The following is a 19349-nucleotide window of genomic DNA, read 5'->3' on the forward strand; positions in this document are numbered from 1 at the left end:
AGAACGATGGCCGCCGACTTCCCCGCCGATTCCGTGGGGCTGGTCATGCCCCGGCGTGTGCCGATCACGCAGCCATTGACGCTGGACTGCGGGCGCACGCTGCCGCAGCACGAGTTGATGATCGAAACCTACGGCACGCTCAATGCCGCGCGCAGCAATGCCGTGCTCGTCTGTCACGCGCTGTCCGGGGACCACCACGCCGCCGGTTATCACGACATATCGGACCGCAAGCCCGGCTGGTGGGAGAGCTGCATCGGCCCGGGCAAGCCGATCGACACGCGACGCTTCTTCGTCGTCTCGCTGAACAATCTCGGCGGCTGCCGCGGATCGACCGGCCCCAACTCGCTCAACCCCGCCACCGGCAAGCCATACGGCCCCGATTTTCCGCTGCTGACCGTGCGCGACTGGGTGCGGTCGCAGGCTCTGCTCGCCGATGCGCTCGGCATCCGCCGCTGGGCCGCGGTCGTCGGCGGCAGCCTCGGCGGCATGCAAGTGATGCAGTGGACCATCGATCAGCCCGAGCGTGTGGCGCACGCGCTGGTCATCGCGGCGGCACCGAAGCTCTCGGCGCAGAACATCGCGTTCAACGAGATCGCGCGGCAGGCCATTTTGTCGGATCCCAACTTCCACGGCGGCCGCTTCTACGACCACGGCGTCGTCCCGACGCACGGGCTCAAGCTCGCGCGCATGCTCGGCCACATCACCTATCTGTCCGACGAGGCGATGCGCGCCAAGTTCGGGCGTTTGCAACGCGGCAACCAGTTCAGCTTCAACTTCGACGTGGAGTTCGAGGTCGAGAGTTATCTGCGCTATCAGGGTCAATCCTTCGTCGAGCGCTTCGATGCCAATACCTACCTGCTGATGACCAAGGCGCTGGATTACTTCGATCCCGCGCGCGAGTTCGGCGACGATCTGGCGGCCGCGTTCAGGCGCGCGCAGGCGCGCTTTCTGGTGATCGCCTTCTCCAGCGACTGGCGCTTCTCGCCGCAGCGCTCGCGCGAGATCGTGCAGGCTCTGGTGCGCGCCGGGCGCGACGTCTCGTATGCGCTGATCGAGTCGACGCTGGGGCACGACGACTTTTTGATGCCGATCCCGCAGTACCTGCGCGTGCTGCGCGACTATCTCGACCGCGTCGCCCGCGAGGCCGGCACATGACGCGCACATCCGTGCTGCGCCCCGACCTCGCGCTGCTGTGCGACTGGATACGTCCGGGCAGCCGCATCCTCGACCTTGGCTGTGGCGACGGTGCCCTGCTGTCCTACCTGTCGGCACATCACGGCGTCAGCGGCTACGGCCTCGAACTCGACCCGGAAAAGGTCGCGCGCTGCATCGCCGCCGGGATCAACGTGATTCAAGCCGACCTCGACGACGGCCTGCGCGACTTCGACGACGGCTCGTTCGACTACGTGGTGATGAACCTGGCGCTGCAGGCGCTGCAGCGGCCGGACGACGCGGTCACCGAAATCCTGCGTGTCGGCCGCGTCGGCATCGTCACCTTCCCCAACTTCGGCCACTGGCGCGTGCGCGCAGCCCTCGCCGCCGGCCGCATGCCGGTGACGCCGGCGCTGCCGGACCGCTGGTACGACTCGCCGAACATCCACCTGTGCACGGTCGACGACTTCGAGCAACTGTGCGCCGAGCGCAACTGGCGCATTCTCAGCCGGCGCCTGCTCGACCGCTCGCATCGCGAAGGCGCACGCATCCGCCTGGCGCCCAATCTGTTCTGCGAGATCGCGCTGTACATGCTGCAAGCGCCGACGTCGGTCCGATGAGAATCCTCGCCGCTTTCGTCCTCACGATCTTGAGCCTGGGCGCCGCCGCCGAGCAGTTCGTCGACGCCGGGGAGTACCGCGTGCACTACGCGGCGATCAACACCACGGCGCTGACACCCGAGGTCGCGCGTCAGTTCGGCGTCCGCCGCACGCGTAACGAGATCCTTCTGGTGCTCAACGCGCAGCAACGGGTCGACGGGGGCTATCTGCCGGTGCCGGCGACCGCGACCGGCACGGCGACGACCCTGCTCGGCCACGTACAGAAGCTCGATCTGCGTCCGGTGCGCGAGGCCGATGTGCATTACCTCGTCGCCACGTTCCAGACGCTCGATGGCGAGTTCATGACCATCGCCGCTCAGGTGCTGCCGCAGGGCGCGAACACGCCGCTGCCGATCAAGTTCAGGCAGCAGTTCTATCGGGACTGATGCCGACCGCGTAGGGCCGAACGCCGGCCTCGGCCAGCAGCTCGCCGATGCGCCGGTCCTTGGCCTGCCACAACTCGCCGATCCACGCTTGGAAACGCGCGCGAAACTCGGCGTCGTTCTCGTAATCGCCCACGTAGAGATCGTGCGGAATCGTGAGCTGGCGCACTTCGACGACGACGTGGTGCACGCGCCCGGCGAGAAAGTCCCAGAACCCCATCGCGCCCTGCGGATAGACGATGGTCACGTCGAGCAGCGAGTTGAGCCGCTCGCCCAGTGCCGACAGCGTGAAGGCGAAACCACCGGCCTTGGGCTTGAGCAGGTGCTGGTACGGCGAGCCGGTGCGCGCGTGCTTCTCGGCGGTAAAGCGCGTGCCTTCGAGAAAGTTCAGGATCATGACCGGCTGGTTGCGGTACTTGGCGCAGGCCTCGCGCGTGGTCTCCAGATCCTTGCCGCGCAGCGCGGGATTCTTGTCCAGCGCTTGCTTGCTGTAGCGCTTCATGAACGGGTAGTCCAGACCCCACCACGCCAGCCCCAGCACCGGAACCCAGATCAGCTCCTGCTTGATGAAGAACTTGAAGAACGGCGCCTTACGGCCGAAGGTCTTGAGCAAGACCACTATGTCGTTCCAGCTCTGGTGGTTGGCACAGACCAGATACTGGCCACTGGGGCTCAGATCCGCGTCGATGTGCAAATCCCAGCGGATGCAAAGCAGCGCATCGACCATCACCACGTTCACCATCGCCCAGCGCTGCGCGAGCGCCGCGGTCAAGCGCGATGCGGCATCGCGCGCGCGCCCCCTGGGCGACAGCAGTTTGAGCAAGATGGCGGCATAGACCGGCACCGCCCAGAACAGCGTGTTGGCGACCAGCAGCAGCGACATGATGGCCCCGCGCAGCCAGGCTGGCAGAGAACCGAGCATGCCTCTGCCCATTTGCGTCTCGCCGACCGGCATGCGCATCAGGGCACTGCCGCGGGCCCGGCCGGCTCGTGCCCCGACCAGTGGATGTGGAGGATCTTCCAGGTTCCGGCGCTGCGGCGCAGGACCATGGTCTCGGTGTTGGTCAGATTGACCGGCTCACCCTGGAACTCGCCCGTGTGGCGCGCCTGCGTGATCACCAGTGCCATGTCGCCGGAAACCGCCGATTCGCGATGCACCACCTGGCGCTGCACGGTGGCGGCATAGAGCATGTCGGCGTCCAGATGCCCGGCGGCGTACTGTTCGCGGCTGGCTTCGACGTACCCGGTCTCGAAGATCACCGCATTGGGCATCAGCAGCTTGAGGGCCGTATCGCGATCGCGCTGGACGAGCGCGCGGTGGAAGTCGTCGACCACCGCCTTGACCGCATCGTCGTTCGCGCTCTGCGCTCGGGTGCCAGCGACCACGAGCGCGGCGGCGAATGCCAGCACGGGAGCCACACCTCGTGCCCGACTCATCGCGCACCCTGACTGGCAGCGCGCAGCTCGCCGTTCTGGTCGTAGACCTCGACGCCGACGTAATCGCCCTCGGTCAGGTGCACCAGCACGCAGGGACTGGTGATCATCTGGGTGCGCATCGAACCCGCTTTCGGCGAGAAGAAGGTGGCGACCAGGCGCAGCGTGTTGCCGACGATGCGCGCCTCGCGGCTGACCGCGAGGCCGTAGCCGCCGGTATGGCGCTGGCCCATTTCGATCAATGCGTAGCGACCGCGCTCGAGATCCTTGAACTCGGCGAGCCGGATGCCGGTGCGCTCCTGCCAGTCGATCACCGCCGCGGGGGAATCGAAAATATGTACCCGGCTGGTGTCGTCCTCGGCCGAGCACAGCTGCGCGCGGCCGGCTTCGGTGACGCGAATCGCCTCGCCGCCGCCGATCCAGCCACGTAGGGCACAAGCCGACAGCAACAGCGTCACGACCCCAGCCGTCAGTGCCTTGAGCCTGCTCGCGCTCATGTCGCCGCCCTGGCTGCGTCGAGAATCATGTCTGCGCCTTTCTCCGCAATCATCGTCGTCGGTACGTTGGTGTTGCCGCCGATCAGCGTCGGCATGATGGAGGCATCGACGACTCGCAGGCCGCCGACGCCGTGTACCCTGAGCTGTGCGTCGACCACGGCGAGCCGGTCATTGCCCATCTTGCAGGTCCCCACCGGGTGATAGAGGGTTTCCGCGTGCTCACGGATCCACTGTCGCAGCGCCTCGTCGCTCTGCACGTCCGCGCCGGGCTCAAGTTCCTGCGCATTATGCGGGCTGAACGCGGGTTGCGCGAAGATCTCGCGCGCCTTGTGCACGGCGACGACCAGCTTGTCGAGGTCGCGCGGGTCATCGAGGTAGCGTGGATCGATCGCCGGCGGCGCCAGCGGATCGGGACTGGCAAGGCGAATCTCGCCGCGAGAACGCGGGCGCAGATCGCAGGCGAGTATCGAGTAACCGTACAAGCGCAACAGGGGCGTCAGCTTGAGTCCGTGGTAGCTGTTGACCATCGGCACGAAGTGGAACTGCAGATCCGGCAACGGCTCGGACGGATCGCTCTTTAGAAAACCGCCACACTCGGCGACGTTGCTGGTCAGCTCGCCACGCCGCCCCATCACGTACTGAAACAAGGCCTTGAGCGATCGCAGCAGCGACAGCGGATGCAGCGAAAATCCGAGCCGCGTTTTGCTGCGCATGCCTACCAGGACATCCAGGTGATCCTGCAGGTTCTGACCGACACCCGGCAGCTCGTGTACCACGCTGATCGCGAATTGTTGCAGCGATGCACACGGTCCGATGCCGGAGAGCAGCAACAGATGCGGCGAGCCCACCGCACCGGCACTGAGAATCACCTCACGACGCGCATACACCTCGCGGTACGCGTGGCCGTCAAAGTAACGCACGCCAACGGCGCGCCGGCCCTCGAACAGAAGCTTGGTTGCACGAGCGTGGGTGACCACGTTCAGGTTGCCGCGACCCCGCGCCGGATGCAGGTAGGCGCGCGCGTTGCTGCAGCGCTCGCCGCCTATCTGCGCGACGTGGTAGTAACCCATGCCGAGCTGCTGCGCGCCGTTGAAGTCGAGGTTGTCGGCATGCCCGGCCTGGCGCGCCGCCTGCAGATAGACCGCCGACAAGGGATTGGGTTGGCGCAAGGACGCGACGTTGAGCGGCCCGTTGCTGCCATGCCACTCATCGGCGCCGGCCTCGAAGTGCTCCAATCGTCGGAAGTACGGCAGCACCTCGCGCCAGCTCCAGCCGGGATTGCCGAGCGCGGCCCAGTGATCGTAATCCGCCGCGTGACCGCGAATCACGCACATCGCATTGATCGCCGAGCTGCCGCCGAGGGTGCGTCCACGCGGCCAGTACAGGCGGCGCCCGCCCAGCTGGGGCTGTTCGACGGTCCATAGCTTCCAGTTGTAGACGTCCGAGCGCATCATCGCCAGTACACCCGCGGGCATGCGGATCAGCGGACTCACATCGGGCGGCCCGGCCTCCAGCAGACAGACGCGATGGCGGCCGTCGGCGCTCAGGCGGTTGGCCAGCACACAGCCGGCCGAGCCGCCGCCGACGATCACGAAGTCGTACATACCACTCCCGGCATCGAAAGACGGTTCGTCCGTGAATGCTAGCGCAGCGTCGCATCGTCGTCGTGCGATGCAGGACCAGCGCAGCCTTGAAATCCAGGCCCGTGACTCCACTTTAGCGGCACAAAGTCGTTCGTTACCGCATAGCAATGGAGGTTTTTGTCATGAGCATCACCCGCTACGAACCCTGGGCACTGCATCGCGAGCTGCTCAACGAGTTCAACCGATATTTCGAGCGCGTCGCCGATGCGTCGAGCTCGGCGACCGCCGACTGGGCGCCGCCGGTCGACATCGAGGAGTACAGCGACAAGTTCATGATCTACGCCGATGTCCCTGGCATCGAGCCGTCGAGCATCGAAGTCACGCTCGAAAAAGGCGTATTGACCCTGTCCGGTTCGCGCGAACTTGCGGTGGAACAGGGCAGCATCGAGCGTAAGCGTTCCGAACGCGCGTCCGGTCGCTTCCTGCGCCGCTTCGTTCTGCCGGACACCGTCGACTCCGACAGTGTTTCGGCCAGCGGCAAGAACGGCGTGCTGCAGATCGTGATTCCCAAGCGCCCGCAGGCGCAGCCGCGCAAAATCGCCGTCACGAACTGAGCATGACGCCGCGATGGGCCCCTTCCGCCGGCGGCGGAAGGGGCCTTTTCGCATCAAGGGCGCCCCGCGACCGACGGACGGCGCACCCGCGCCGCCGATCTTGCAGATGGGTCGATCGCCCTTATCTATGATGACGGTCCAGGATGACGTTCCCGGCCGGCGGCGCCGTCGCATCGTCCGGCTCGACGTGATGGTGATGTGAAGGTGCAATACAAGGACTATTACAAGATCCTCGGTGTCTCGCGCTCGGCCAGTGCCGACGAGATCAAGCGCGCCTATCGCAAGCTGGCGCGCGAATTCCATCCCGACAAGAACACGAGCAAGGGCGCCGAAGACCGCTTCAAGGAGATCAACGAGGCCCACGAGGTCCTCAGCGACCCCGAGAAGCGTCGCGCCTACGATGCGCTGGGGGCGAACTGGAAAGCCGGTCAGCCGTTCACGCCGCCGCCGGGCTGGGAGAGCGGCTTCGGCTTCGGACGCGGCCGCACCCGCAGCGCCGAGGATCTGGGCGGCTTCTCGGACTTCTTTTCCCAGCTCTTCGGTGGCATGGGCGCCAGGGGCGGCGGCCGCGCCGATCCGTTCGGCGGCTTCGGCGGCATGGACACCGACACCGTGGCGGACACACGCGCGCGGCTCGCGATCACGCTGGAGGACTCCTTCCACGGCGCGCAGAAGCAAATCAACGTCGGCGGCCGCACGCTCAAAGTCCGCATCCCCAAGGGCATCACGCCGGGTAAGACCATTCGCCTGGCCAACCAGGGCAGTCAGGGCGGCGATCTGCTGCTCGAAATCGAGATGCTGCCGCATCCGCTGTTCGAGCTCGAAGGTTCGGACATCTACCACACGCTCAAGGTCGCGCCCTGGGAGGCGGCGCTCGGCGGCAAGATCGCGGTGCCGACGCTCGGCGGCACGGTGGAGCTGAACCTTCCGGCCAACAGCCAGAGCGGTCGCAAGATGCGCCTCAAGGGGCGCGGCTTGCCGGGCGCGGTAGCGGGCGACCAATACGTGACCCTGCAAGTGGTCACCCCGCCGGCGAACACCGACGCCGAGCGCGCGTTCTACGCGGAAATGGCACGGCGCTTCAGCTTTGATCCGCGCCGCGCCTGAGCACGCTGCGCTACTGCGCCTCGCGGTGGTAGCGCGTGGCGATCTCCACCTCGTTCTTCGAGCCTAGGAACACCGCGACCCGCTCGTGCAGCTGCGTCGGCTGCAAGTCCAGGATGCGCTCGTAGCCGTTGGTCGCGGCGCCGCCGGCCTGCTCGACGATGAAACTCATCGGATTGGCCTCATACATCAGACGCAGCTTGCCGGGCTTGTCCGGGTCTTTCTTGTCGCGCGGGTAAATGAAGATACCGCCGCGCGTGAGGATGCGATGCACGTCGGCGACCATCGAGGCGACCCAGCGCATGTTGAAGTCCTTGCCACGCGGGCCGGTCTTACCGGCGAGCAACTCGTCGATGTAGCGCTGCATCGGCGCATGCCAGTGGCGCCGGTTGGACATATTGACCGCGAACTCCTTGGTGTCCTCGGGAATCCGCATCGCGCGCTGGGTCAGGATGAAGCTGCCGTGTTCGCGATCGAGCGTGAATGCGTGCGTGCCATTGCCGACGGTCAGCACTAGCATCGTGCTCGGGCCGTAGACGGTGTAGCCCGCCGCGACCTGCGTGCGGCCCGGCTGCAGGAAGTGTTCGTCGCGCACCTCGCTGATGCCATCCGGGCAGCGCAGCACCGAGAAGATGGTGCCGACGCTGATGTTCACGTCGATGTTGCTCGACCCGTCGAGCGGATCGAACAGCAGCAGGTAATGTCCCTTGGGATAGACGTTGGGAATCGGCTGGCAGTGGTCCATCTCTTCGGACGCGCAGGCCGCCAGATGTCCGCCCCACTCGTTCGCCTCCAGAAGAATCTCGTTGGACAGCACGTCCAGCTTCTTCTGCGCCTCGCCCTGGATATTGCCGGTGCCGGCATCACCGAGCACGCCGCCGAGCGCCCCCTTGCTGACCGCGTGCGAGATCGATTTGCACGCGCGCGCCACCACCTCGATCAGCAAGCGCAGATCCGGCGTGATGTGCCCCGCTCGCTGCTCCTCGATCAAAAACCGCGCCAACGACACCTGGGTCATACGCACTCGCTCTGTGATGACGGATCGCCCGCGCATTGTCCGGGCTCACGGCACGAATGCAAGCCGCATCGGAGCCGATGCGAGGCGAGCCGCGGCCCACGAACGGGCCGCAATCCCTCTCACCGCGACGATGAGCCCTTGCACAAAAGTCCCATCCGAGGGGCTTTTGTGCAAGGGTGGCGGAGTGAGAGGGATTCGAACCCTCGATGCGGTTTTAGGCCGCATACTCCCTTAGCAGGGGAGCGCCTTCGTCCACTCGGCCATCACTCCGGGACGACGATCTTGAGGGCCTTTCGCCCCTGCCGCGGACTATACACGCTGAAGAAATCCGCGGGTGTTCCGGAGAATCCGGAGGCGGCGGCAAGCGCCATCGCGTCGGACTGCCGACTCGCATCGTCATCCATCCCGCGAATCAGGATGGCGCGCCCGGAAGGATTCGAACCTCCGACCCCCAAGTTCGTAGCCTGGTGCTCTATCCAGCTGAGCTACGGGCGCTCAAGACCGCGACTTTCGACGACGCGAGGGCCGCGATTCTAGCGGCCGTCGTCGTCGACGTAAAGAAATATCTGCAGACCCTGGCCGGAACTGTGATCTCGATGCTCGCGGCGCGCGGCCGCGACCATGCTCAGGCCGCAGCCTCGATCGCCGTCAGCACGCCCTCGCGGCGGATGCGCTCGAGGATCTCTTGTCGATGCACGGCGACGTCGCGCGGCGCCTTGACACCGATACGGACCTGATTGCCCTTGACGCCGAGCACCGTGATTTCGATGTCGTCGCCGATGACGACGGTTTCGCCGACACGTCTGGTGAGAATGAGCATCCGTACTTTCCTCCTCGATCCACTGGATGGTGACAGTGTCCCGAAGACGACGAGGGCGCACTACCCCCCGAAAAGGGCTAATCGCCTGTGGATAAACGACTCCGGAAGGCGACGCTCACGCTCCCGGTGTACCCTCCAGACCGAAGGCCTTGTGCAGCGTGCGCACGGCGAGTTCCAAATACATTTCGTCGACGACCACCGAGATCTTGATCTCCGAGGTCGAGATCATGCGGATGTTGATGCCGGCCGCAGCCAGTGACTTGAACATCTTCGAGGCCACACCCGCGTGGCTGCGCATGCCGACGCCGACCAGTGACACCTTGACGATGTCGGCCGCGCCGGCCACGCCCTTGGCGCCCAGCTCGCCGGCGACCCCGCGCATGATCTCGAGCGCACGCTCGTAGTCGTTGCGATGCACGGTGAAGGTGAAGTCGGTGGCGCCATCGCCACCGACGTTCTGCACGATCATGTCGACTTCGATGTTGGCGTCGCCGATGGGGCCCAGAATCGCCGCGGCGATGCCCGGACGGTCCGGCACGCCGGTCATCGTGATCTGGGCCTCGTCGCGGTTGAAAGCGATGCCGGAGATGAGTGGTTCTTCCACGTTGCCCCCTGATTGCGGTTCGTCGAGCGTGATCAGCGTGCCGGGACCTTCGACGAAGGTCGACAGCACGCGCAGCGGTACCTTGTACTTTCCGGCGAACTCCACCGAGCGGATCTGCAGCACCTTCGATCCGAGGCTGGCGAGCTCCAGCATTTCCTCGAAGGTGATCCGGTCCAGCCGCCGCGCCTTGGGCTCGACGCGTGGATCGGTGGTGTAGACGCCATCGACATCGGTATAGATCTGGCACTCGTCGGCCTTGAGCGCAGCGGCGAGCGCAACGCCCGTGGTATCCGAGCCGCCGCGACCGAGCGTGGCGACGCTACCGTCGGCGGTGATGCCCTGAAAGCCGGCGACGACCGGCACCCGGCCGGCCGCGCAATCCGCGAGCAGGCGCGCACCGTCGATTCTCTGGATGCGCGCCTTCATGTGAGCGTCGTCGGTTTCGATCGGCACCTGCCAGCCGGTGTACGAGCGGCTCTGCACGCCGAGCTTGCCGAGCGCGAGCGCGAGCAGACCGATGGTGACCTGTTCGCCGGTCGCGGCGATCTGGTCGAACTCGCGCGCGCTGCCGCGCGGATCGATCGAACGCGCGAGCTTGAGCAGGCGATCGGTCTCACCCGACATCGCCGAGACCACGACGACGACCTGGTGGCCCTGTTGGTGCCACGACGCCACCTTGCGCGCCACGTGCTCGATGCGCTCCACCGAGCCCATCGACGTGCCGCCGTATTTCTGAACGATGAGTGCCATTGAAAAGCGCGTTCCAGTTGCTGGTTTTTAGTTTCCGGTCGCTGTCAGTTTCACCGTTTCTGCAAACTGGAAACTGGAAACTAGAGTTTCTGCTCCACCCAGGCCACCACGCTGTCGAGCGCCGCCGGCAGCGCAGCAGGTTGCGTGCCGCCGGCCTGCGCCATGTCTGCACGCCCGCCGCCCTTGCCACCGACCTGGCCGGCGACGAAATTGACCAGCTCGCCCGCCTTCACCCTGCTGGTGAGATCGGCGGTCACGCCGGCGATCAGGCTCACCTTCTCGCCGCTGGCCGCGCCGAGCACGATGATGCCCGAGCCGAGCTTCTGCTTGAGCTGATCCATCAATCCGCGGAGCGCGCCGGCATCGACGCCGTCGACGCCTGCCGCGAGCACCTTCACGCCCTTGACCTCGCGTGCCTGGCCGGCGAGGTCTCCGCCGGCGCTCGCCGCGAGCTTGGACTTGAGCGCCGCCAGTTCCTTGTCGAGCTGCCGGATACGCTCCTGCAATTGTTCGATCTTGCCGGTGAGCTCGTCCGGCGACGTGCGCAACAGCTCGGCCGCCTTGCGTAGGCGGCTCTCGCGCTCGCGCAGATAGTCGATCACGTTCTGCCCGGTCAGCGCCTCGATACGGCGCACGCCGGCGGCGACACCGCTTTCGGACACGATCTTGAACAGGCCGATGTCGCCGGTGCGGCTCACATGCGTGCCACCGCACAGCTCGGTCGAGTAGCTGTACTCTCCCTGCCCCATCGTCAGCACCCGCACCTCGTCGCCGTATTTCTCGCCGAACAAGGCCATCGCGCCGGCCTGGATCGCGTCGTCGTACCGCATGACCTCTGCGCGCACGGGCACGTTGGCGAGAATCGCCTCGTTGACGCGGCGCTCGATCTCGCCGATCTGGTCCGCGGTCAGCGGCTGCGGATGCGAGAAGTCGAAGCGCGTGCGCGCCTCATCGACCAGCGAGCCCTTCTGCACGACGTGCGCGCCGAGCACATCACGCAACGCGCGGTGCATCAGATGGGTCGCCGAATGGTTGCGCATGGTCGCGCGACGCAGGCTTGCGGTGACCTCGGCGGTCACGGCGTCGCCGAGCTTGAGCGTCCCCGACCCAAGGCTGCCGTGATGACCGATCACCGCACCGGCGGCAGTCCCCTTGATCTTCTGCGTGTCCGCGACCTCGAAGACGTGAGGCGTGAGCGCTGAGACGTGAGACGTGATCGTGCCGCGGTCGCCGACCTGGCCACCGGACTCCGCGTAGAACGGCGTGGTATCGAGCACGACCACACCGGCCTCGCCGGCGTGCAGCGCCTCGACCGGCTGGCCGTCGCGATACAGCGCCAGCACCTTGGCCTCCGCGCGCAAGGCGTCGTAGCCGATGAAGCAGGTCTCGGCGCCCTCGTAGGCGAGCGTGCCCGCGGCCTTGAAGCTCGACGCCGCGCGCGCGCGTTCACGCTGCGCGCTCATCTCGCGCTCGTAGCCGTCCAGATCCAGCGACAGCTTGCGTTCTCGCGCGATGTCGGCGGTCAGGTCCACCGGAAAACCGTAGGTGTCGTAGAGCTTGAACACCACGTCACCGGGAATCGTGGTGCTGGCGCCGAGTCTTGCGATCGCCTCGTCGAGCAGTCTCATGCCTTTGTCGAGAGTGATCGCGAAGCCCTCCTCCTCGGCACGGATCGCTTTTTCGATCTGTGCCTGCTGCGCGCGCAACTGCGGATAGGCCGCCCCCATCTGTTCGGCCAGCGGCGCCACGAGCTTGAAGAAAAACGCGTCGTCGATGCCGAGCTTGTAGCCGTGCCGGATGGCGCGGCGCATGATCCGGCGCAGCACGTAACCGCGACCCTCGTTCGACGGCAGCACGCCATCGGCGATCAGGAATGCCGTCGCGCGGATGTGATCGGCGATGACCTTCTGCGAGGCGCTGGCGTATGGCGCCTGTCCGGCGATGTTCGCGACCGCCGTCACCAGATGGCGGAAGGTGTCGGTCTGGTAGTTGTCGTGGGTGTTCTGCATCAGCGCGCTGATGCGCTCCAGGCCCATGCCGGTATCGACACTGGGCGCCGGCAGTTCGGTCATGGCGCCGTCGGCATGGCGCTCGAACTGCATGAACACCAGGTTCCAGATCTCGATCCAGCGGTCGCCATCCTCTTCAGGTGAACCCGGCGGGCCGCCGGCGATGCCCTTGCTGCCGTCGGGATCGTGGTCGTAGAAGATCTCCGAGCACGGCCCGCAAGGCCCGGTATCGCCCATCGACCAGAAGTTGTCGGAGGCGTACTGCGCGCCTTTGTTGTCCCCGATGCGCACGATTCGCTCGACCGGCACACCGATCTGGTCGCGCCAGATGCCGTAGGCCTCGTCATCGGTGTGGTAGACCGTGACCAGCAGACGTTTGGGGTCGATGCCGAGCCAGTCCTTGCCAGTGATGAACTCCCAGGCGTAATGGATGGCTTCCTTCTTGAAGTAGTCGCCGAAGCTGAAATTGCCCAGCATCTCGAAGAAGGTGTGGTGCCTCGCGGTGTAGCCGACGTTCTCCAGATCGTTGTGCTTGCCGCCGGCCCGCACGCATTTCTGGCTGGACACCGCGCGTGTGTATGGCCGCTGATCCTTGCCGGTGAACACGTCCTTGAACTGGACCATGCCGGCGTTGGTGAACAGCAGCGTCGGATCGTTGGCCGGCACCAGCGGGCTCGACGGGACCAGCGCATGACCCTTGCCCTGGAAGAATTCCAGGAACCTGGTGCGGACCGTGTTGGTATTCATGCGCGAGTGGACGGGCGTACGGGATCAAAAGGCGCGTTATGGTAATCAACGCACCCCTGCGCCGCTACACGGCCCGGTTCAGATGTCGTCCGGCGTGCCCCTGAGCACCGCGCGGATCTGCTGCGGCTCGAAACCGCGCAGCGCGAGAAAGCGGTACTGCTTCTGCCACTGGGCCGCCGTGCGCGCCGGCGCGCGGAACTTGCGCGCATGGGCGATCGATGCGACCTCGACCCAATCGACCTCGGCGGAACCGAGCGCCTCGCGAATCTCGGCATCCGCCACGCGCGCCGCTTCCAGTTCCGCGCGGATCCGCAGCGGGCCATAGCCCTGCGCGATGCGGCTGCGCACCAGCATCTCGGCGTAGCGGGCATCGGACTGCCAGCCGGCGTCGGCGAGCTCACCGACGATGACCTCCGCGGTGACGTCATCGTGGCCGCGGCGCACGAGCTTGTCTTTGAGCTCGGCGGCGGCATGCTCGCGGCGCGCGAGCAGTCGCAGGGCGGTGTCGCGACCGCCCTGCGTGCTCGGTTGCCTACTTCTATTGCGCAGCACCGCCGGCGGCCGGCTTGCGCTCCGGCATCAGCTTGGCGCGGATCGCCTGTTCCAGCTCGTCGGCGATCTGCGGGTTCTCGCGCAGGAAGTTGCGCGCGTTGTCCTTGCCTTGGCCGATCTTGTCGCCCTTGTACGCATACCAGGCGCCGGATTTTTCGATCAGCTTGTGCTCGACGCCCAGGTCGATCAGCTCGCCGAGCTTGGAGATGCCCTCGTTGTAGAGGATCTCGAAGGTGGCTTCGCGAAACGGCGGCGCCAGCTTGTTCTTGACGATCTTGACGCGGGTCTCGTTGCCGACGACCTCGTCGCCCTTCTTGATCGCGCCGGTGCGACGGATGTCCAGGCGCACCGAGGCGTAGAACTTGAGCGCGTTGCCGCCGGTGGTGGTTTCCGGCGAGCCGTACATCACGCCGATCTTCATGCGAATCTGGTTGATGAAGATCACCAGACATTTGCTGCGCGAGATGTTGCCGGTGAGCTTGCGCAGCGCCTGCGACATCAGTCGCGCCTGCACGCCGACGACGGAATCGCCCATCTCGCCCTCGATCTCGGCCTTGGGTACGAGCGCCGCAACCGAGTCGATGACGATGATGTCGACGCTGTTGCTGCGCACCAGCATGTCGCAGATTTCGAGGGCCTGCTCGCCGGTGTCCGGCTGCGAGATCACCAGGTCCTCGACCTTGACGCCGAGCTTCTGCGCGTACTGCACGTCGAGCGCGTGCTCGGCGTCGATGAACGCGGCAACACCGCCGGCCTTCTGGCATTCGGCGACGGCGTGCAGCGTCAGCGTGGTCTTGCCGGAAGACTCCGGGCCGTAGATCTCGACGACGCGGCCGCGCGGCAGGCCGCCGATGCCCAGCGCCGTGTCCAGCGTCAGCGAGCCGGTGGAAATGGTCTCGACGTCGCGCAGTTGCTCGCCGGGCGTCATCTTCATGATCGCGCCCTTGCCGAACTGGCGTTCGATCTGCGACAGCGCGGCTTCCAGCGCCTTTTTGCGGTTCTCGTCCATGGGTGTCCTGTTGAAACGGTACTCGGGTTTGCTCGAAAAGCTCGGCGCATGATGCCGCGCGCCAGGCTCAGAAGCCGAGCCTGCGGTAAGCAGCCGACGGCGATCCAGCCGTTATTGTTTCACAGCGCCCGCGCGTTGCGCCGCCGCGGGCTTCACAGCAGGCGCATCTGACCGCCGCCGGCAGCCGCTTCCGGCGCATCGGGGTCCAGTGGCCAGCAACCGACCTGCTCGTAGACGACCGGGGCGCGACCGATGTGGCTGCGGATCAGCACGAAGTCGCGCACCGGCCACTCGATCGGCTGGATCAGCGTCGGCGGCAGCGGCGCGCCGGCATCGCGATGGATGGTCAGATGCGGCGAGAAGCGCATCGGTTGCACCGGTACGCGGGCGCGCAGCAGCGCTTCGCGCAGACGCTCATGGAGCGTAGACAGCGCCGGCGGCGGCTCGCGCGATCCCAGCCACCACGGTACCTCGCGGTTGCGAAAGCTGCCGGCATGATCCAGTCGCAGCGTGAACGGCCGCGCACGCACATGGCTCGCGACCTGCCGCGCAGCGGTCTCGGCCACCTCGGGCACATCGTCCCCGAGGAACAGCAGCGTCAGGTGATAGCGCTGCGCCACGCTCGGCGCGCCACGCGGCTGCATGCGCAGACGCAGCACACGCGCGGCCTCGGCGCAGGCGGCGCGCGTGGCCTCGTCCGGCCACAGCGCGAAGAACAAACGATTGCCCGGCCGCTCAGCCGGCATGTCGCAGACGATCGACGAGGATGTCCAGCGCCATGCGCACCGACTGCAACCGCACCGACGCACGGTCGCCGTCGAAGCGGAAACAGCGCGCGCTGCAGTCACCGCCTCTGCGCGCACAGGCGATCCACACGGTGCCGACCGGCTTGCCGTCGCTGCCGCCGCCGGGACCGGCGATGCCGGTGAGCGCCAGCGTCCAGTCGACCGGCGCGCGGTCGAGCAAACCCATCGCCATCGCCCGCACCGTCGGCTCGCTGACCGCACCGTGCTGCTGCAGCACACTCGCCGCCACGCCGAGCAAATCCTCTTTGGACCGGTTGGAATAGCTGACGACGCCGCGTTCGAACCAGGCCGACGAGCCGGCGAGATCGGTCAGCGTCTTCGCCACCAGGCCGCCGGTACAGGACTCGGCAACCGCCAGCCACTGTCCGCGCGAGCGCAGCGTTTCGGCGATCTCGACGACGCGGACGTCCATCGCGTTCACCGCCGCAAACGCGCCTCGGCCATGCGATCGGCGATCTCGCCGGTGGGCCGCCGCTCGGCCGCCGCACGCGCGAAGATCTCGCTCAGCGTGCTGCCGATGCGCTGCAGATGCGCGTCGACCGTAGCAGCGTCGTAGTCGGGCCCCTCGTAGAAGATGTCGATGATGCCGCCGGCGTTGATGCAGTAATCCGGCGCATAGAGGATACCGCGCTCCATCAGCACGCGATCGTGCTCGGGCCGCGCGAGCTGGTTGTTGGCGGCACCGGCGACTATCCGCGCCTTGAGCGCGGGAATGCTCGCGTCGTTGAGTACCGCACCGAGCGCGCAGGGCGCGAACACATCCACATCGAGCGCCGCAATCTGGTCCATGCCGACCGCGACCGCACCGAACTCGCGGACGCAGCGCTCCACCGCCGGCGCGTGCAGGTCGGTGACCCACAAGCGCGCGCCGGCATCGTACAGATGTCGGCACAGGCGATAGCCGACATTGCCCACGCCCTGCACCGCGACGCGCAGGCCACGCAGGTCATCCCGCTGCCAGAGGTGCTTCACCGCCGCCTGGATGCCGATGAACACCCCCTTGGCCGTCGCCGGTGACGGATCGCCGCTGCGCCCGGCCGCGACGGACCGCGCATCGGCGAGGCCACCGACGTGCGGCGTGACCTCGGCGATCAGGCGCATGTCGGCGACGCTGGTGCCGGAGTCCTCGGCGATGACGTAGGCGCCGCCCAGCCGATCGACCGCGCGCCCCATCGCACGCAGCAGCTCGGGGGTCTTGTCGCGGCGCGGATCGCCGATGATCACGCTCTTTCCGCCCCCCTGCGGCAAACCGGCCAGCGCCGCCTTGTAAGTCATGCCGCGCGACAGGCGCAGCACATCCGTCAGCGCCTCGGCTTCGCTAGCATAAGGCCACATGCGACAACCGCCGAGAGCGCGGCCCAGGTTCGTGTTGTGCACCGCGATGATCGCGCGCAGCCCCGTCGCTGCATCGAAGCAGAAGCTGACGGTCTCGTGCGCGTCGAATTCCGGATGCGAGAACAACGGCATGTCTGGCCAGGCCGCAAATGGGTCGAGCGGGGATTGTAGCCTTGCGCCTGCGCGCGGCGTGATGCGGACGCATCCGTCGAGACTTCAAGCGCGTAAGTGCTGCGGACCGCGACGGGGGAGACTTGCAGATGAGAGCTTGCGGCTTTGTGGTCGTCATGACCTGCTACGCCATGCCGTGCCTGGCCCACGTGAAGGACGAGCCGGTCGCGCTGGAAGGCATCGAGGTCTTCGGTGAGCGCGAAACCGGAGTCACACCGTCGGCATCGTCCGGCCGCATCGACCGCAGCGAACTCGATGCGCATGCGAGCCAGCGCACCGGCGATCTGCTGGAGCTGATCCCCGGGTTCATCACCACCCAGCACAGCGGCGAAGGCAAGGCGAATCAGTACTTCGCGCGCGGCTTCAATCTCGATCACGGCACCGATTTCGCCGTATCCATCGAGAACGTGCCGCTCAATCTGTCCTCGCACGGCCACGGCCAGGGCTATCTCGACGTCAACTTCCTGATTCCCGAACTGCTGGCCGGCTACGACTATCGCAAGGGCAGTTACAGCCTGCGCGACGGCGATTTCGCCACCGCCGGCAGCGCCGAGCTGCGCTGGGTCGATGACACGCCGACGCTGGTTCAGGGCAGCGTCGGCGAGTACGGCGAGCGCCGCGGCCTGGTCGCGGGCAGCCTGCGCGGCGCCGGCGGCACGCTGATCGCCGGCGTCGATTACAGCGTCAACGACGGCCCTTGGGTGCTGCCGATGGATCAGCGCGCCGTGCGCGGCCTTTTGCGCTACGTGCGCGACGGCGCAACGGCGCGCAGCAGCCTGACCGTGAGCGCGTACGACAACCGCTGGACCAGCAGCGACCAGATCCCCGAGCGGGCCGTCGCCGACGGCCGGATCGACCGCTTTGGCTTCGTCGATGGTAGTAGCGGCGGCGATACGCACCGTTACATCGTCTCGGCCTCGCACTCGCGGCAGGCGGGCGATGCGCAGTGGAGTGCCACGGCCTACGCCGTCGACTACCGGCTGCAACTGTTCTCGAACTTCACCTATTTTCTCGACGATCCGGTCAACGGCGATCAGTTCGAGCAGTTCGACGACCGCAGTTACTACGGCGTGCGCGTGGATCGTCGCCAGAGGCTGACGCTGTTCGGGCGCGACGCTGCGCTGGTGGCCGGCATCGACACGCGCTACGACCGCATCGGCGACGTCGGCCTGTACCGGACCGCGGCGCGCCAGCGTCTGGATACGGTGCGTCGCGACGCCATCGACGACACGCGCCTGGGCGGCTTCGTCGGACTGGAACTGAGCACGGCTGAGTGGATGCATCTGACCGCCGGAACCCGTCTGGATCACTACGACTATGAGGTCGAATCACGCAGCGGCCTGGCCGACCGCAGCGGCGACGAGCTGCAGTGGAGCCCCAAGCTGAGCCTGATTCTCGGCCCTTGGGCCGCCACGCAGTTCTTCGTCAACGCCGGCCGCGGCTTTCACAGCAACGACGCGCGCGGCGACGATGGCTCGCCGGGCTTCGATCCGCTGGTGGCTGCGCGCGGCGCTGAGTTCGGCCTGCGCAGTGCACCGCTGCCGGGCCTGGAGCTGGCGCTGGCGTTATGGGCGCTGGAACTCGATTCCGAGCTGGTCTACGTCGGCGATGCCGGTCAGACGGAGCCGAACAACGCCAGCCGGCGCCGGGGCGCTGAGTTCTCGTTGCGTTACCACCCCTTCGACTGGCTCGGTTTCGACGCCGACTGGACCGTGACCCGTGCCCGGCTCGAAGACGCACCAGGCGAAGATCGCATCCCCAACGCGATCCCGCGCGCCGGTCGTGCCTCGATCGGCGTGCGCGTGTTGCCGGATCTGCAGCTCGGTCTTCAGGTACGTCACTTCGCCGGCGCGCCGCTGATCGAGGACGGTAGCGTGACCGCACGCGACGGCACCCGCGCCGATCTGCTGCTGCGCTGGGCGGCGACGCCGCAACTGTCGTTGCGCGCCGAACTGCTCAATGCCTTCGATGAGGACGATGCCGACATCGAGTACTTCTACGAATCGCGCCTCGCCGACGAAGCAGAAGCGACCGCTGATCGGCACTTCCACCCGGCCCTGCCGCGCCTGTTGCGCCTGACGCTGCGCGCGGCGTTCTGAGCG

19 protein-coding genes and 2 tRNA genes are annotated in these 19349 nt (G+C 66.7%); 6 read left to right on the forward strand and 15 right to left on the reverse strand.

Annotated features, from left to right (window positions below; all coding sequences use genetic code 11):
- The first annotated feature begins 6 nt into the window (after positions 1 to 6).
- The 3 genes from metX to ABSH63_RS00675 are packed head-to-tail and all read left to right on the forward strand — an operon-like array spanning position 7 to position 2197.
- Entirely contained in the window at positions 7 to 1155 is a 1149-nt protein-coding gene (metX, locus tag ABSH63_RS00665) for a homoserine O-succinyltransferase MetX (RefSeq protein WP_352886453.1), read from the forward strand.
- A complete protein-coding gene (gene metW / locus ABSH63_RS00670) occupies positions 1152 to 1772 on the forward strand; it encodes a methionine biosynthesis protein MetW (RefSeq protein WP_352886454.1) in 621 nt (206 codons plus the stop codon). The genes metX and metW overlap by 4 nt, the downstream gene beginning before the upstream one ends.
- Complete coding sequence (locus ABSH63_RS00675) at positions 1769 to 2197, forward strand: DUF4426 domain-containing protein (protein ID WP_352886457.1); 429 nt, start codon at positions 1769 to 1771, stop codon at positions 2195 to 2197. Before metW ends, ABSH63_RS00675 begins: the two co-directional genes overlap by 4 nt.
- Here the strand turns inward: ABSH63_RS00675 and yihG are convergent.
- Genes yihG through ABSH63_RS00695 form a run of 4 tightly spaced genes read right to left on the reverse strand, consistent with a single transcriptional unit; the run spans position 2172 to position 5729 of the window.
- Entirely contained in the window at positions 2172 to 3116 is a 945-nt protein-coding gene (yihG, locus tag ABSH63_RS00680) for a 1-acylglycerol-3-phosphate O-acyltransferase, YihG family (RefSeq protein ID WP_352886900.1), read from the reverse strand. The two genes, ABSH63_RS00675 and yihG, sit on opposite strands and share 26 nt — an antisense overlap.
- Before the next feature lie 38 nt (positions 3117 to 3154).
- Positions 3155 to 3604, reverse strand: a complete 450-nt coding sequence (locus tag ABSH63_RS00685; protein WP_352886458.1) for a YybH family protein — start codon at positions 3602 to 3604, stop codon at positions 3155 to 3157.
- A gap of 23 nt (positions 3605 to 3627) precedes the next feature.
- Positions 3628 to 4125: a protease complex subunit PrcB family protein gene (locus ABSH63_RS00690; RefSeq protein WP_352886460.1), complete on the reverse strand. Its 498-nt coding sequence runs from the start codon at positions 4123 to 4125 to the stop codon at positions 3628 to 3630.
- Positions 4122 to 5729, reverse strand: coding sequence for a GMC family oxidoreductase (locus ABSH63_RS00695; protein ID WP_352886462.1), 1608 nt, complete (start codon positions 5727 to 5729; stop codon positions 4122 to 4124). Before ABSH63_RS00695 ends, ABSH63_RS00690 begins: the two co-directional genes overlap by 4 nt.
- 161 nt (positions 5730 to 5890) lie before the next feature.
- Here ABSH63_RS00695 and ABSH63_RS00700 point away from each other — a divergent pair, with 161 nt between their 5' ends.
- Both ABSH63_RS00700 and ABSH63_RS00705 read left to right on the forward strand, forming a co-directional pair.
- The gene (locus tag ABSH63_RS00700; protein ID WP_352886464.1) at positions 5891 to 6322 is read left to right on the forward strand and encodes an Hsp20/alpha crystallin family protein; all 432 of its coding nucleotides are present in this window, start codon (positions 5891 to 5893) and stop codon (positions 6320 to 6322) included.
- Positions 6323 to 6526: 204 nt separating this feature from the next.
- Positions 6527 to 7429: a DnaJ C-terminal domain-containing protein gene (locus tag ABSH63_RS00705; RefSeq protein ID WP_352886901.1), complete on the forward strand. Its 903-nt coding sequence runs from the start codon at positions 6527 to 6529 to the stop codon at positions 7427 to 7429.
- A gap of 10 nt (positions 7430 to 7439) precedes the next feature.
- On the opposite strand, the gene ABSH63_RS00710 is transcribed toward ABSH63_RS00705, so the two are convergent.
- From ABSH63_RS00710 to ABSH63_RS00760, 11 genes are all read right to left on the reverse strand, one after another.
- Complete coding sequence (locus ABSH63_RS00710; RefSeq protein ID WP_352886465.1) at positions 7440 to 8444, reverse strand: class 1 fructose-bisphosphatase; 1005 nt, start codon at positions 8442 to 8444, stop codon at positions 7440 to 7442.
- A 177-nt stretch (positions 8445 to 8621) separates the two neighbouring features.
- Positions 8622 to 8714: transfer RNA gene (locus tag ABSH63_RS00715), tRNA-Ser, on the reverse strand.
- Between the two features lie 148 nt (positions 8715 to 8862).
- Positions 8863 to 8939 (reverse strand) — tRNA-Arg (locus ABSH63_RS00720).
- 130 nt (positions 8940 to 9069) lie between these two features.
- Positions 9070 to 9264, reverse strand: coding sequence for a carbon storage regulator CsrA (gene csrA / locus ABSH63_RS00725; protein WP_352886467.1), 195 nt, complete (start codon positions 9262 to 9264; stop codon positions 9070 to 9072).
- Between the two features lie 115 nt (positions 9265 to 9379).
- Positions 9380 to 10618 (reverse strand): aspartate kinase, encoded by a 1239-nt coding sequence (locus ABSH63_RS00730; protein ID WP_352886468.1) that lies wholly within the window; start codon positions 10616 to 10618, stop codon positions 9380 to 9382.
- Between the two features lie 80 nt (positions 10619 to 10698).
- Positions 10699 to 13374: an alanine--tRNA ligase gene (gene alaS, locus ABSH63_RS00735; RefSeq protein ID WP_352886471.1), complete on the reverse strand. Its 2676-nt coding sequence runs from the start codon at positions 13372 to 13374 to the stop codon at positions 10699 to 10701.
- Between the two features lie 78 nt (positions 13375 to 13452).
- Entirely contained in the window at positions 13453 to 13926 is a 474-nt protein-coding gene (locus tag ABSH63_RS00740) for a regulatory protein RecX (protein WP_352886472.1), read from the reverse strand.
- Positions 13913 to 14935, reverse strand: a complete 1023-nt coding sequence (recA, locus tag ABSH63_RS00745) for a recombinase RecA (protein WP_352886473.1) — start codon at positions 14933 to 14935, stop codon at positions 13913 to 13915. The genes ABSH63_RS00740 and recA overlap by 14 nt, the downstream gene beginning before the upstream one ends.
- 152 nt (positions 14936 to 15087) lie before the next feature.
- Complete coding sequence (gene thpR, locus ABSH63_RS00750) at positions 15088 to 15681, reverse strand: RNA 2',3'-cyclic phosphodiesterase (RefSeq protein ID WP_352886474.1); 594 nt, start codon at positions 15679 to 15681, stop codon at positions 15088 to 15090.
- Entirely contained in the window at positions 15671 to 16153 is a 483-nt protein-coding gene (locus ABSH63_RS00755; protein ID WP_352886476.1) for a CinA family protein, read from the reverse strand. The genes thpR and ABSH63_RS00755 overlap by 11 nt, the downstream gene beginning before the upstream one ends.
- 5 nt (positions 16154 to 16158) lie before the next feature.
- Positions 16159 to 17208 carry a Glu/Leu/Phe/Val dehydrogenase dimerization domain-containing protein gene (locus tag ABSH63_RS00760; RefSeq protein ID WP_352886479.1) on the reverse strand — a complete coding sequence of 350 codons (1050 nt, stop codon included), beginning with the start codon at positions 17206 to 17208 and terminating at the stop codon, positions 16159 to 16161.
- A gap of 155 nt (positions 17209 to 17363) precedes the next feature.
- Here ABSH63_RS00760 and ABSH63_RS00765 point away from each other — a divergent pair, with 155 nt between their 5' ends.
- The gene (locus ABSH63_RS00765) at positions 17364 to 19346 is read left to right on the forward strand and encodes a TonB-dependent receptor (protein WP_352886480.1); all 1983 of its coding nucleotides are present in this window, start codon (positions 17364 to 17366) and stop codon (positions 19344 to 19346) included.
- The last annotated feature ends 3 nt before the right edge of the window (positions 19347 to 19349 follow it).

Source organism: Sinimarinibacterium thermocellulolyticum, assembly GCF_040327995.1.
Lineage (GTDB): Bacteria > Pseudomonadota > Gammaproteobacteria > Nevskiales > Nevskiaceae > Solimonas > Solimonas thermocellulolyticum.